The organism is Buttiauxella sp. JUb87 (assembly GCF_004361975.1).
GTDB classification, from domain to species: domain Bacteria; phylum Pseudomonadota; class Gammaproteobacteria; order Enterobacterales; family Enterobacteriaceae; genus Buttiauxella; species Buttiauxella ferragutiae.
The window spans coordinates 1,485,208-1,498,783 of sequence record NZ_SNVY01000001.1; the positions used below are offsets into that span (position 1 = coordinate 1,485,208).

The window sequence follows — 13,576 nt, forward strand, 5'->3', positions numbered from 1 at the left end:
ATTGCACACTCAATGTGTTGAGCTTGGTTTAACATGCTGCAACCAGCGTTGCTCAGCCTTGCGGAACAATCTAATCAGCACATAGGAAATACACAGGTACAGCACCGCAGCAATCCCGAAGGCCGTAAACGGCTGGTAGGTAGCGGAGTTGATATCGCGGGCAATCTTCAGCAGATCGGGCACTGTAGCGGTAAACGCCAGCGCCGTAGAATGCAGCATCAAAATCACTTCGTTGCTGTACGCAGGCAGCGCGATACGCAACGCCGATGGCAAAATAATGCAACGATACAATTTGAATGGCGAGAAACCATAAGCACGAGCCGCTTCAATTTCACCGTGCGGCACAGAGCGAATCGCCCCGGCAAAGATTTCTGTAGTGTAGGCACAGGTATTTAGCGTCAGCGCCAGCACCGTACAGTTCAGGCCGCTGCGGAAAAACTCATTGAGCAACACCGTGCCTTTCACCACTTCCAGCGTGTACATCCCGGAATAGAACACCAGCAACTGCACATACAGCGGTGTACCACGGAAGATGTAGGTAAACAGCCAGATAGGGAACGCGATAAACTTATTGCTTGAGACACGGCCAATTGCCAGGAACAGCGCCAGAATCCCGCCCATCACGACCGAAGAAATCAGCAGCCACAGCGTGATAGCCACACCGGTGAGGCGATAACCGTCTGTCCACAGCAGCGCTTTCCAGTACTCCTGAATAATTTCGATCATAGATCAGCCCTCTTCACGCCAACCGAGTAACGGCGTTCAAGCCAGAGCAGCACACCGTTCGATACCGTGGTAAAGAACAGGTAGATAAGCCCAGCGACAATCGCAAAGTAGAACGGCTGCCAGGTGCTTTTCCCGGCCAGTTGAGTAGCTTTAACCACATCTTCCAGGCCTAACAACGACACCAGCGCAGTGGACTTTAAAATGACCTGCCAGTTATTACCGATGCCCGGAAGCGCATAACGCATCATGGCCGGGAAGAGAATACGGCGGAAAGTTTGCGAACCGGTGAAGCCAAAAGCGGTTGCCGCTTCGATATGGCCTTTCGGTACCGCCATAAACGCGCCACGGAAGGTTTCGGTAAAATAGGCTCCGTAGATAAAACCGAGTGTAATGATACCAGCCACCATCGGGTCGATATCAAACTGAGACGCGCCCAGCCAGTCGGTTAACACATTGAGTGCCATTTGCAGGCCGTAGAAAATCAGCAGCATCAGCACCAGATCAGGAACACCACGAATCAAGGTGGTATAACCTTCAAACAGCATGGCTAACGGGCGATTTTTGGATAACTTAGCACCAGCTCCCGCCAGGCCAATAATAACGGCGAGGATAACGGAGCTTAACGCCAGTTCCAGCGTGACGATCGCCCCTTTAAAAATGACTTCTGAAAAACCGTACAGCATGGTGCGTATCCTGTCGTCAGTGTTTGCACAAACCTAACCTGCCCTTTACGGGCAGGTTGAACCACTGGTGACTGTTAACCACCGTAAACATCGAAGTCGAAGTATTTCTTCGCTAACTTCTCGTAAGTTCCATCTTTGCGTATTTCTGCAAACGCTTTGTTCAGCGCCTGGCGTAACTCGGTATCGTCTTTACGCAGACCCATACCGGTACCCACGCCGAACAGCTTTTCGTCTTTAATTGATGGGCCACCAAACTGGTAATTGGCACCAACAGGTTGTTTCAGGAAACCTTCGCTGGCGGCCACTTCATCCTGGAATGCCGCATCAATACGGCCAGCGGTTAAGTCGGCGTAAATAGAGTCCTGACCCTGATAAGAGACAATTTCAATGCCTTTAGGTGCCCAGTGCTCGTTACCAAAGGTTTCTTGCGTGGTGCCTTGCAGCACACCAACACGCTTACCTTTCAGCGACTCAAGCGTTGGCTGAATTGGCGAACCTTTAGCGACCACTAAACGCGAATCTGCCGCGTACAGTTTGTCGGTGAAGGCAATTTCTTGTTGGCGTTTTTCAGTGATGGAAAGTGACGACATAATCGCGTCGATTTTTTTCGCTTTCAACGAAGGGATCAGCGCATCCAGTGGATTTTCCACGAAGGTGCAGTTGGTTTCGATGCGTTTACAAAGTTCTTTTGCCAGATCGATGTCAAAACCGATCAATTCCCCTTGAGCATTTTTCGACTCAAACGGAGCATAAGTTGGGTCAGTGCCGATACGTAAATTCTTAGGAATTGCGGCGAAAGCTGTGGATACACTGGAAAATGCCAGTACTAAAGAAAGAGCAATGATCTGCTTGTTCATAATTATCCTCGAATAGACTGCACCCGTCGCCCTTCAAGATGCTCGGGTAAATTTTATGTGCGATGGCTTTTTAACCGTATAAAATTGCATGTTCTATGCCAATTTATGCATCTTAATATAGTGTTTTTCCTGGGTGTAAGCTCGCCATGCTACTCCGGCACTTTCACTCAAAAAAGACACTGCACCAACAGGATGCAAGGAAATTGCCATTCTGGTGCACCCGAAAAAATTTGCACTAAATCAGTGCAAACAATTCAGCGCTAGTTTGCAATTCTATTCAGCCCGGCCATGACGAATCATAACCGGGCTACAGACTACGGGATAACGTTATTCACCGTAAACATTAAAATCGAAGTACTTCTTCGCAAATTTGTCGTAAGTGCCGTCTTTACGCATTTCAGCCAGTGCTTTATCAAAGGCCGCTTTCAGCTCAGTATCCTCTTTGCGCAAGCCAATACCGGTGCCATCACCAAAGTACTGTTTGTTTTTCACCGCAGGGCCAGCAAACGCATAACCGCTACCGGCAGGCAGTTTCAGGAAGCCTTCGCTCGCCGCGGTTTCATCCTGGAAAGCAGCATCCAGACGACCCGCTGCAAGGTCAGAATAAATCAGATCCTGGTTAGCATAAGGCACCACATCGATTCCTTTGCTACGCCATTCAGCGTTGGCATACGCTTCTTGCGTAGAGCCTTGCAACACACCGATGTGCTTGCCTTTGAGGGAATCAAGAGTCGGTTGAACTGGGGAGCCTTTAACGGCAATCAGGCGGGAGTCAGCAGCATAAAGTTTGTCTGAGAAGGCGATTTCTTTCTGGCGCTTTTCGGTGATGGAAAGTGAGGAGATGATACCGTCGATTTTCTTCGCTTTAAGCGATGGAATCAGCGCATCAAAGTCACTGGCAACCCACGTACATTTAGTATTAATGCGCTTACAGAGCTCATTGCCGAGATCAATATCGAAACCAACAAAATCCCCTTTCGCGTCTTTAGAAGAAAACGGCGCGTATGTCGTGTCCGTACCAAGACGAAGACTCTGTGGAATGGCTGCGAAAACGCTAGCGGTGGCACTCAGGCCAAGCAGTAAAGACAGAGCAAGAACTTGCTTTTTCATACGGTACCCTCAAGTAACTGGTCTTATTATGTGTAATGTCGTGTTGTATTTGTTTTGTGTTGCGAAGCAGAGTTGCAGTTCTCATGCCACTTTTTCTTGCGTGAAAGAAAGTGCGCACCAGCGTGTTAAATAAAAGTTACAACCCTGTCACGAGATTGAAAGATAGCAGGTCTGGTATGAGGAAAAAGCATTAACGGAGGAAAATAGCGGATAAATGTTCTGGAAGTGATCGAGGTTACAAAATCGCCCCATTTTGAGGCGAAGGGTTTTGTGATGCACCACACTGGGACAGTGTTTAAGCCCCACTCCAGCGTGTGAACAGATCTTGCGGAAGCTCAATATCAAACTGATCGATGACCCGATTCACTGTCTGGTCGATAATATCCTGCACGCTCTGTGGGCGATGATAGAACGCCGGCATCGGCGGCATAATCACCGCGCCCATTTCAGCCGCCTGGGTCATCAAGCGCAAATGGCCAAGGTGCAGCGGGGTTTCACGTACGCAAAGCACCAACGGACGACGTTCTTTCAGCACTACATCGGCGGCTCGTGTCAGCAGGCCATCTGTATAGCTATGAACGATGCCAGAAAGGGTTTTGATTGAGCAGGGCAATATGACCATGCCGTGGGTCTTAAAAGAGCCTGAGGAGAGGCTGGCGGCGATATCACGCGAGTCGTGAACTACATCAGCAAATGCCTGAACTTCTCTTAAGGAAATATCGGTTTCCAGCGCGAGTGTCTGGCGAGCGGCATTGCTGAGGATGAGATGAGTTTCGACATCCGGCAATTGTTGCAGCACCTGAAGCAGTCGCACACCATAAGTCGCGCCACTGGCACCTGAAATCCCAACAATTAACCGTTTCATAATTTACGTTCGCCCGAGGAGTTTATCTGGGCTGACTTTGCCGCAAGATGGGGCGGGATGCAAGCAGTGCTGCCCCTCACCCCGCCCTCTCCCACAGGAGAGGGAGAAACCGTTCTATCCCCTCTCCTTCAAGGAGAGGGTTAGGGTGAGGATGGTATTAACCCTCGTTATGCATCTCTAAGTTTTCCACTTCGTTCTGGCGCTGAATCGCTTTCGAATCGTCATTACGCAGTGACTCAAGATACTCAAGGTATTCGTGATCAACATCTTTGGTGACGTAGATACCATTGAATACCGAGCACTCAAACTGAGTGATGTCCGGATTCTCAATGCGAACCGCTTCAATCAGATCGTCCAGATCCTGGAAAATCAAACCGTCTGCACCGATTAGCTGACGAATTTCATCCACTTCACGGCCATGAGCAATCAGTTCGTTGGCGCTTGGCATATCGATGCCATACACGTTCGGGAAGCGAATCTCAGGTGCCGCAGAAGCCAGGTAAACTTTCTTCGCACCCGCTTCACGTGCCATCTCGATAATCTGCTCGGAAGTGGTACCGCGCACGATGGAATCATCCACCAGCAGCACGTTTTTATCGCGGAATTCAGCGCGGTTGGCGTTGAGTTTACGACGCACAGATTTACGACGCAGTTGCTGGCCTGGCATGATAAAGGTACGGCCAACGTAGCGGTTCTTCACGAAGCCCTGACGATATGGCTTGTCGAGAATACGGGCAATTTCCAGCGCGATGTCGCAGGAAGTTTCTGGAATCGGGATAACCACGTCGATGTCCAAATCTTCCCACTCACGGGCAATTTTCTCACCGAGTTTTTTACCCATTTCAACGCGAGCGCTGTAAACGGAAATCTTGTCGATGAACGAGTCCGGACGCGCGAAGTAAACGTATTCGAACAGGCAAGGGTTGCTGGTTGGGTTGTCGGCACACTGGCGGGTGAACAACTGCCCTTTCTCAGTGATGTAAACCGCCTCGCCCGGCGCGATATCACGCAGGAACTCAAAGCCCAGCGTATCAAGCGCCACGCTTTCAGAGGCCACCATGTATTCGGTACGGCCATCACCCAAATCACGCTTGCCCATCACCAACGGACGAATACCGTTCGGATCACGGAAAGCCACCATGCCGTGGCCGATAATCATTGCCACACACGCATATGCGCCGCGGATTTGGCGGTTAGTCGCAGCAATGGCAGCAAAAATGTTGTCGGCTTCCAGCGGATAGTTGCGGAAGTTATCCAGCTCGCTGGCGAAAATATTGAGCAGGATTTCGGAATCAGAGGTGGTGTTAATATGACGACGCTTTTCTTCGAACAGCTTTTGGCGCAGTTCGTGCGCGTTCGTCAGATTACCGTTGTGTGCAAGAGTAATGCCGTACGGGGAGTTCACATAGAATGGCTGAGCTTCTGAAGCGCTTGAGCTACCCGCTGTCGGGTAACGCACATGGCCGATGCCCATATTTCCCTGCAAGCGCTGCATGTGAATGGCACCAAATACATCGCTCACCAGACCATTAGCTTTACGCAGACGAAAACAGTTTAAAGCATCAATGGTGACGATGCCTGCGGCATCCTGCCCACGATGCTGAAGCACCGTTAACGCGTCATAAATCGACTGGTTGACCGGCATAAAACCGGCGATACCGACAATACCGCACATGTTGTCTTTTCCTCATTAAGCCACAACCCCCCGATACGATTACCGGGGCAAGAAACTTGACGAGCTTTGCAGATAGTCAAAGAACCATCTGATGATGAAACTGAATTGCGGGATAAGCTGCGACTTTTGCCAGTCGTCACTCTTAGAAAAACCAGTAAACGTATCAAGAAAGAACAGAATGGCGGCGACGATCAGCGCTCCACGTAACGCACCGAAACAGATCCCCAACACCCTGTCTGTACCCGACAGGCCGGTTTTCTCAACCAGTGCGCTAATCACATAATTGACTATCGCACCGACGATGAGTGTCGCGATAAACAGTATCGCGATAGCTATTCCATTACGTACCAGTTCGTCTTCAAAGCCAGTGAACCAGACTGACAGGTAAGTGTAGTAATGACTGGCAACAAAGAAAGCACAACCCCATGTCACCAGCGACAACGCTTCACGCACAAACCCACGAATAACACTAATCAGAGCCGAAAAACCGATGACTCCAATGATGGCGTAATCTATCCAGACCATGAACAAATCTCACGACAAATCGCCCTGACGTCCAGTTCGGGGCGCATTCTAACAGAAAAAGAAAACGTTTGCGTAGGGATTTCCTTCCCTCGCGTAAATAAATAATGGCGTTGAAAAAATGCTCAACGCCATTAAAAGTTTGCCCTAAAACAACCCTCACCCTGGCCCACTCCCTGAGGGAGAGGGGCTGAGATCAGTGCCACTTTTCCCCCTCTCCTGGGGGAGAGGGTCGGGGTGAGGGCGACCTGAACTCAAATCGGGCTAATTTCTATCTCGCCGTATAATTCATCACCACACCGTTCAGCCCGGAAAGCGAATTCAGCTCGCCCAGTGAAGACTTAAGCTTGTCTTTCGAGGCATCCGGCCCCACCAGAATACGGGTGACTTTTCCTTGTACCGGTGTTGATGGTGACGTGTAAACACGGAACCCTGCGCCGCGTAGTTTACCAACAATTTCATTCACTTTGTCGGCATTCTTCAATGCACCAAGTTGCACAACGTAAGCTTTCCCGGTTGGTGCTTGTTCGGTCGTCTCTTGCTTCGCAGGCTTTTCTGGCACTGGCGGTTCTTCGTTCATCATCGCCAGGCGCTCTTCCGTTTGAGAAGCATCGACCTTGCTCTGCGGTTTCTCTACCGGCTTCGGTTTTGGTTTCTCAGCGACGGGCTTCGGTTTCGGCTGTTCACGGGAAACAGGGACTTCATCAATGCCCGCCCCGCTATCACCAGGCAGCGAAGCGATATCCAGCCCTGGCGCTGCCGCCGTACCGGCACGCACTTCTTCAGCTGCACCTTCCGGTGGTTGTGAAGGGAGTGCCTGAGTCGCCGCGGGTAGCATATCTGGCTCATCGGTATCACCTGGTTTTGGAACCAGAGGAATAGCTGCAAACTCATCCTGATAATGCTTTTTCTGACCATCAAGCAACCCTGGCAGGATAATGACCCCCAGTGCGACCAGAATGATGGTTCCGACTAATCGATTTTGAAACTTACTCGCCACCTGCTTTCTCCGCGTCCAGCGCTTCCATTACGTGGGCTACTGTATGAAATGAACCACACACCAGCACGGTATCATTTTCCGTTGCTGCGTTCATGGCAGCATACCAGGCCTCAGCCACTGTGTCGTAGACTTCACCCTGACCGAGATGTTCAATCAGTTGTTCAGCACTCGCACCGCGTGGCCCTTCTAATGGAGCACAATACCAGCTATCGACTTGCGGGGACAAACATGCCAGCGTCCCGGCGATGTCTTTATCATGCAGCATTCCGATGACCGCCAGCACGCGGCCACGTTTCGGCAACTCTGCCAGCCGCCCGGCAAGATAAGCCGCCGCATGGGGATTGTGCGCCACATCCAGAATAACCAATGGCGCTTGCGAAATGACCTGGAATCGCCCAGGTAGAGTCGCCTCTTTAATCCCTTGAATGATAGCGTCATCGCTAACATTCAGCTCGCTTGCGCGCAATGCTGCCAACGCCGTTGCCGCATTTGGCTGCGGCACCAGTGGCAACGGCAGCCCACTCAGCTCGCCCTGCCCGTCTTTGAAGCTCCAGCTATTCTCTTCAACGCTGTAAGACCAGTCCACGCCACGGCGCAGCAAATGAGCGCCTTTTTCAGCCGCCACATCAGCGATGGTCTGCGGCATATCCGGCTCACCGACGACAGCAGGTTTTCCACCACGGAAGACCCCGGCTTTTTCACGCCCGATGCTTTCGCGATCTGGCCCCAGCCAGTCAGTGTGATCAAGCGCGATACTGGTGACGACAGCGACATCGGCATCGACGATATTGGTCGCATCCAGGCGCCCGCCCAGACCCACTTCAAGAATCACAACATCAACCGCCAGTTGCTTAAACAGCAACAGGGCCGACAAGGTGCTGTATTCGAAATAGGTCAGTGATGTCTCGCCACGCGCCGCTTCAATCTGCGCAAAGGCCGCCGTGTGGTAAGCCTCGTCCAGCTCTTCGCTTTGTACGCGTACGCGCTCGGTGTAACGCACCAGATGCGGTGAACTGTACACACCAACGCTGTAACCCGCCGCCATCAACACCTTTTCCAGGGTACGGCAAGTTGTGCCTTTGCCATTTGTCCCGGCAACCGTAAACACCGTTGGCGCAGGTTTCAGGACATCAAGCGTAGCCGCCACTTTTTTGACGCGCTCAAGGCCAAGCTCGATGGTTTTAGAATGGAGGTTTTCCAGATAACAAAGCCACGTGGCAAGGGGCGACGTGGCTTGAGGTGTTTGAGTTTTTTCCATGATGCCCGCTCTACGCTACGGTTCAAGAAAAAGGGCAGAACCTGTGCGGCCTGCCCTTATTAACAATCAGGCCTCGTGACCTTCTTCCGGTGCTGCCGGAACCACTAGCGGTTCACGCGGCGCATCAGGATTTGGTGCAGGCTGATTTGTCAGTTTTGCCAGAACGCTTGCCAGTTTCAGACGCATTTCCGGACGGCGAACGATCATGTCGATCGCCCCTTTCTCAATCAGGAACTCACTGCGCTGGAAGCCCGGCGGCAGTTTTTCACGAACGGTCTGTTCGATAACGCGTGGGCCTGCAAAGCCGATCAACGCTTTTGGCTCAGCAATGTTGAGATCGCCAAGCATCGCAAAGCTTGCAGAAACACCACCCATCGTTGGGTCAGTCAGAACCGAAATATACGGCAAACCGCGTTCTTGCATTTTTGCCAGTGCGGCACTGGTTTTCGCCATTTGCATCAGCGACATCAGCGCTTCCTGCATACGTGCACCACCAGATGCGGAGAAGCAAATCATCGGGCAATTATCTTCCAGAGCCTGTTCAACGGCACGCACAAAACGCGCGCCCACAACAGAACCCATAGAACCGCCCATAAAGGCAAACTCAAACGCCACAGCAACAACCGGCATGTTATAGAGCGTGCCTTTCATCACCACCAGCGCATCTTTCTCGCCAGTTTCTTTCTGGGCTGATGCCAGACGATCTTTATATTTTTTGGAGTCTTTAAACTTGAGGATATCTTTTGGCTCAAGTTCACTACCCAACTCAAACAGCGAGCCTTCATCTAACAGGCTGTGCAGGCGATCGCGCGCAGACATGCGCATGTGGTGATCGCATTTTGGGCAGACTTCAAGATTGCGTTCCAGTTCGGCACGGTACAAAACCTGGCCACAGCTGTCGCATTTAGTCCACACCCCTTCAGGGATACTCGCCTTGCGGGTAGGGGTGACGTTGCTCTTATTGAGAATTCGTTCAATCCAGCTCATTGATGACCTTTCTGCTTGAACCTGGTCGATGCCAGTTTTTCTGTGGCAGCAATAGCTGCCCCAGACCATAAATGGTGCTCATTAAAACATAACGGCCCGCGACTTTGGATAAAAAAGTGGTCGAACCGCGCGATGGGGTTACTTTTGTAGGCGTTTGGCCGCATACCTTTGACGGAGAACTTCGATGACACCCGGCAGAATTGACAGGACGATAATCGCCACTATCAGTAATTTCAAGTTTTCCTGCACAATCGGGAAGTTTCCAAACCAGTAACCTGCGTAGGTAAATAACAGTACCCACAGCAACGCACCGGCCACGTTATACATCGCAAAATGACGATAGGACATATGCCCCATCCCGGCGACGAACGGTGCGAAAGTTCGCACAATCGGTACGAAGCGCGCGAGGATAATCGTTTTTCCGCCGTGACGCTCGTAAAAAGCGTGGGTTTTATCAAGATAACTGCGGCGGAAGATTTTTGAGTCCGGATTACTGAACAGCTTTTCTCCAAACAACCGCCCGATAGTGTAGTTCACGGCATCGCCAATAATGGCGGCAATGACCATTAAAATCACCATGGTATGGACATTCAGATCGTTGGTTGGCAAGGCTGCCAGCGTACCGGCAACAAACAATAAAGAGTCGCCAGGCAAGAATGGTGTCACCACCAGGCCGGTTTCACAGAACAAAATCAAAAACAGAATGGCGTAAACCCAAACACCATACTGCGCAACCAACTCCGCCAAATGCACATCAATGTGCAATATAAAATCAATAATAAAGCGGATAAATTCCATAGTTATCTACCTTTTCGACAAGGGTCAGTCAGCTAAAAAAAGTGGACCCATCGGGGGTTTAGGTAACGCAAAATGTTCAGGATAATCAACGCAGACTAAGTACAGACCTTCTGCTTTACCGGTGGCGGCTGCCAGCTTGCGGTCTTTCGCCGCCAGCAATTGCGCCATCCAGTTTTCGTCCTGATTCCCACAACCAATTTCCATCAAGCTGCCAACAATGTTACGCACCATATGATGCACAAATGCGTTCGCTTTGATGTCCACCACCACGTATGAGCCATAACGGGTCACGGTGATGTGCATCAGGTTACGCCACGGTGTGCGCGACTGGCACTGCACCGCACGGAACGAGGTAAAATCGTTCTCGCCCAACAGACACTGCGCTGCACGGTGCATCTTATCGGCGTCAAGCGGGTGATAAAAGTGCGTCACACCCTGCCCCATCACAGCCGGACGCAGCCGTTCGTTATAGATGACATATCGGTAGCGACGCGCCGTGGCGCTGAATCGGGCATGGAAATCGTCCGGCACAGCTTTAACCCAACGCACCGCAATGTCTCCAGGTAAATTCGCATTTGCACCCAGAGTCCATGCGGCATCTTTACGATCCATACGGGTTTCGAAATGCACGACCTGACCGGTGGCATGCACACCAGCATCCGTTCGTCCTGCGCAGAACACGTGAATCGGCTCATTCGCCACTTTAGAGAGCGCTTTTTCGAGCTTCTCCTGCACGCTGCGCACTTCGTTCTGGCGCTGCCAGCCATAATATTTACTGCCGTCATACTCAATGCCGAGCGCAATTTTACGCCGCGGTATTTCAGGTAACACGTCGGACATTAGTACATATACTCCTGCACTAATTTTTCAGCTGTTTTCACCGCCATCAACGCGCCACCGAAACGCACGTTATCGGCAACAGACCAGAATTGAATCTGCTCAGGCATACCGTAATCATTATGAATACAACCAATAGAAAGATGTGAGCTGCCGGAAGCATCGGAAACCTGAGTCGGGAACTGCCCTTCTTCAGAAAGCTCGATATCTTCAAACTGGCCAAACGCATCACGCGCTTCTTCAGCGGCCAGCGGGCGCATCGCTTCGAAGTTGACCATTTGTGCGTGACCGTAAAATACCGGAGCCTGAACCATGCTCGCAGAAATCATCACGCCTTCGTCCTGCAACACTTTACGCACTTCATTCACCAGGCGGCGTTCAGCAGGCACGCTGCCTTCCGCATCTGGCACTAATGGCAGCATGTTGAAGGCCAACTGGCGACCAAACAAATCGGTATCTTCGATTGGCAAACCATTCAGCAAACGCGCACTTTGCCCGGCCAGCGCATCGACTGCACTTTTGCCACGCCCAGAAGCCGCCAGTAAATTGGTCACCTGAATGCGCGACAAACCGCCTTGTTCAATCAGCGGTTTCAGCGCGGTCAGCAATTGGCTGGTCAGGCTATCGGCAACAGCCACCAGGTTGCGATTGCGGTATTCACCCAACACAAAAGGATTCACATCAGGCACCACTAACGGCACATCGTGTTCCATGGCGAACAGGCCGCTGGAGTCAATCACCAGGCAACCGGCGTTAGTGGCTTCTTCTGCGTAACGCGCCGTGGCTTCAACGCCTGCCACGAAGAACGCGAGCTGAACCTGAGTCCAGTCAAATGATTCAGCATCCTGAACCATCACCGTTTTGCCTTCATAACGAATGTTTTCACCCGCGCTGTCATTACGCGCCAGGGCATACAATTCACCAACCGGGAACTGGCGTTCGGCAAGCAGTTCAATCACAGCTGCGCCTACGGCACCCGTGGCACCTAAAACGGCAATATTCCAGCCTTCAGACATGTTGGTTTACTCCAGACTTGATAAAACAGCGTCCCACCGGACATTCGCCCGATGGGACAAAGATTAGGGCTAGCGGGTATAAACTGCGCTAAAACCGAGATTTTGCAGTGTTTGTGCCGCAGATTCATCATCACACTGAATATACAGCGATGACCATTCACGGCGTTCCAGGTAGTTTTTGCGTAACTTGTCAAACTCACCAGGAATTCCCGCCACTTTACGCAACGGGGCATCATCACGGCGCACATCATACACCAGATGAACCAGTCTTTTGAGTGTCGGCTGATCGAGCGGACCATGCAGGGTAATGCGACCGAATTCAGGGGCGGGCAATAAAGTGTCTAACGCCACTTGTTGTTTCTGCCCAATAAACTCACTGAATGCTTCAAACACCTGCGTGGTGCCGCGTGCTTTGCCTTCCAGCGTGTAGCCGGCAATGTGTGAGGTGCCAATATCGACTTTATCGAGCAACGCCACATTGAGGTCTGGCTCTGGTTCCCAGACATCCAGCACCACGCTAAGATCCTGGCCATTTTCCAGACACTTCAGCAGCGCGGCGTTATCGACCACCGGGCCACGACAGGCGTTAATCAGAATGCTGCCTGGTTTAAGGCTTGAGATCAGTTTTTCATCGGCAAGATGCAGCGATTTGTATGGGCCATCTTTGAACAATGGCGTGTGGAATGTCAGCACATCCGCTTCGCGCACCAGCGTTTCCAGCGGCTGGAAATCGCCTGTGTCGCCACGATCCGCGCGAGGTGGATCGCAAAGTAGTGTACGAACGCCGAAGGCTTCAAGGCGTGCCTGCAAGCGTGAACCGACGTTACCGACGCCAACAATCCCCACCGTGCGGTCGGCCAACTCGAAACCATCACGTTCAGCTAACATTAACAGTGAAGAAAAGACGTATTCGACAACGGCGATAGCGTTGCAACCAGGGGCTGCAGAAAACGCGATACCCGCGCGCTCAAGGTAGTTTTCGTCAACGTGGTCAGTACCCGCCGTTGCCGTACCGACAAATTTAATCCCTTTGCCATCAAGCAAATCGGCATTTACTTTGGTGACCGAGCGCACCATTAATGCCTCGGCATCCGCCAGTTCACAGACTGGGATCGGGCGCCCTGGAACAGCAGTCACATCGCCAAGGCGACTGAACAATTCGCGTGCATAGGGCATATTTTCGTCAACGAGGATTTTCACTTTACGCTACCTGTTTGTTAAACGTCGAGAATAAGCCCGATA

The 13,576-nt window shown here is 51.5% G+C and carries 14 protein-coding genes; all 14 read right to left on the bottom strand.

The features are described from left to right. Nucleotides 1–9 precede the first annotated feature (9 nt). Entirely contained in the window at nucleotides 10–726 is a 717-nt protein-coding gene (locus EC843_RS06980) for an ABC transporter permease (RefSeq protein ID WP_064544779.1), read from the bottom strand. Continuing rightward, entirely contained in the window at nucleotides 723–1,409 is a 687-nt protein-coding gene (locus EC843_RS06985) for a histidine ABC transporter permease HisQ (protein ID WP_064544777.1), read from the bottom strand. Before EC843_RS06985 ends, EC843_RS06980 begins: the two co-directional genes overlap by 4 nt. Nucleotides 1,410–1,483: 74 nt before the next feature. Continuing rightward, nucleotides 1,484–2,266 (bottom strand): histidine ABC transporter substrate-binding protein HisJ, encoded by a 783-nt coding sequence (gene hisJ, locus EC843_RS06990; RefSeq protein ID WP_133521964.1) that lies wholly within the window; start codon nucleotides 2,264–2,266, stop codon nucleotides 1,484–1,486. Nucleotides 2,267–2,593: 327 nt separating this feature from the next. Next, the gene (argT, locus tag EC843_RS06995) at nucleotides 2,594–3,376 is read right to left on the bottom strand and encodes a lysine/arginine/ornithine ABC transporter substrate-binding protein ArgT (protein ID WP_064544773.1); all 783 of its coding nucleotides are present in this window, start codon (nucleotides 3,374–3,376) and stop codon (nucleotides 2,594–2,596) included. A 295-nt stretch (nucleotides 3,377–3,671) separates the two neighbouring features. Continuing rightward, on the bottom strand, nucleotides 3,672–4,241 hold the full coding sequence (locus EC843_RS07000) for a UbiX family flavin prenyltransferase (protein WP_064544771.1): 570 nt from the start codon (nucleotides 4,239–4,241) through the stop codon (nucleotides 3,672–3,674). A gap of 157 nt (nucleotides 4,242–4,398) precedes the next feature. Further along, nucleotides 4,399–5,916 (bottom strand): amidophosphoribosyltransferase, encoded by a 1,518-nt coding sequence (gene purF, locus EC843_RS07005; protein WP_064544769.1) that lies wholly within the window; start codon nucleotides 5,914–5,916, stop codon nucleotides 4,399–4,401. A gap of 39 nt (nucleotides 5,917–5,955) precedes the next feature. Then, a complete protein-coding gene (gene cvpA, locus EC843_RS07010) occupies nucleotides 5,956–6,441 on the bottom strand; it encodes a colicin V production protein (RefSeq protein ID WP_064544767.1) in 486 nt (161 codons plus the stop codon). 268 nt (nucleotides 6,442–6,709) lie between these two features. Further along, entirely contained in the window at nucleotides 6,710–7,438 is a 729-nt protein-coding gene (gene dedD, locus EC843_RS07015; RefSeq protein WP_133521965.1) for a cell division protein DedD, read from the bottom strand. Then, nucleotides 7,428–8,696 carry a bifunctional tetrahydrofolate synthase/dihydrofolate synthase gene (folC, locus tag EC843_RS07020; protein ID WP_133521966.1) on the bottom strand — a complete coding sequence of 423 codons (1,269 nt, stop codon included), beginning with the start codon at nucleotides 8,694–8,696 and terminating at the stop codon, nucleotides 7,428–7,430. Before folC ends, dedD begins: the two co-directional genes overlap by 11 nt. 66 nt (nucleotides 8,697–8,762) lie before the next feature. Continuing rightward, complete coding sequence (gene accD / locus EC843_RS07025; RefSeq protein WP_064544761.1) at nucleotides 8,763–9,683, bottom strand: acetyl-CoA carboxylase, carboxyltransferase subunit beta; 921 nt, start codon at nucleotides 9,681–9,683, stop codon at nucleotides 8,763–8,765. A 138-nt stretch (nucleotides 9,684–9,821) separates the two neighbouring features. After that, complete coding sequence (locus tag EC843_RS07030; protein WP_064544758.1) at nucleotides 9,822–10,481, bottom strand: DedA family protein; 660 nt, start codon at nucleotides 10,479–10,481, stop codon at nucleotides 9,822–9,824. A 24-nt stretch (nucleotides 10,482–10,505) separates the two neighbouring features. Next, entirely contained in the window at nucleotides 10,506–11,321 is an 816-nt protein-coding gene (truA, locus tag EC843_RS07035; RefSeq protein WP_064544755.1) for a tRNA pseudouridine(38-40) synthase TruA, read from the bottom strand. After that, entirely contained in the window at nucleotides 11,321–12,334 is a 1,014-nt protein-coding gene (locus EC843_RS07040) for an aspartate-semialdehyde dehydrogenase (RefSeq protein ID WP_133521967.1), read from the bottom strand. The genes truA and EC843_RS07040 overlap by 1 nt, the downstream gene beginning before the upstream one ends. Nucleotides 12,335–12,403: 69 nt before the next feature. Then, the gene (gene pdxB, locus EC843_RS07045) at nucleotides 12,404–13,534 is read right to left on the bottom strand and encodes a 4-phosphoerythronate dehydrogenase PdxB (protein ID WP_133521968.1); all 1,131 of its coding nucleotides are present in this window, start codon (nucleotides 13,532–13,534) and stop codon (nucleotides 12,404–12,406) included. Nucleotides 13,535–13,576: the final 42 nt, after the last annotated feature.

Bases quoted from the DNA above. Each gene is read 5' to 3' on its own strand.
- EC843_RS06980 (WP_064544779.1), bottom strand. From the start codon at position 726: ATGATCGAAATTATTCAGGAGTACTGGAAAGCGCTGCTGTGGACAGAC.
- EC843_RS06985 (WP_064544777.1), bottom strand. From the start codon at position 1,409: ATGCTGTACGGTTTTTCAGAAGTCATTTTTAAAGGGGCGATCGTCACG.
- hisJ (WP_133521964.1), bottom strand. From the start codon at position 2,266: ATGAACAAGCAGATCATTGCTCTTTCTTTAGTACTGGCATTTTCCAGT.
- argT (WP_064544773.1), bottom strand. From the start codon at position 3,376: ATGAAAAAGCAAGTTCTTGCTCTGTCTTTACTGCTTGGCCTGAGTGCC.
- EC843_RS07000 (WP_064544771.1), bottom strand. From the start codon at position 4,241: ATGAAACGGTTAATTGTTGGGATTTCAGGTGCCAGTGGCGCGACTTAT.
- purF (WP_064544769.1), bottom strand. From the start codon at position 5,916: ATGTGCGGTATTGTCGGTATCGCCGGTTTTATGCCGGTCAACCAGTCG.
- cvpA (WP_064544767.1), bottom strand. From the start codon at position 6,441: ATGGTCTGGATAGATTACGCCATCATTGGAGTCATCGGTTTTTCGGCT.
- folC (WP_133521966.1), bottom strand. From the start codon at position 8,696: ATGGAAAAAACTCAAACACCTCAAGCCACGTCGCCCCTTGCCACGTGG.
- accD (WP_064544761.1), bottom strand. From the start codon at position 9,683: ATGAGCTGGATTGAACGAATTCTCAATAAGAGCAACGTCACCCCTACC.
- EC843_RS07030 (WP_064544758.1), bottom strand. From the start codon at position 10,481: ATGGAATTTATCCGCTTTATTATTGATTTTATATTGCACATTGATGTG.
- truA (WP_064544755.1), bottom strand. From the start codon at position 11,321: ATGTCCGACGTGTTACCTGAAATACCGCGGCGTAAAATTGCGCTCGGC.
- EC843_RS07040 (WP_133521967.1), bottom strand. From the start codon at position 12,334: ATGTCTGAAGGCTGGAATATTGCCGTTTTAGGTGCCACGGGTGCCGTA.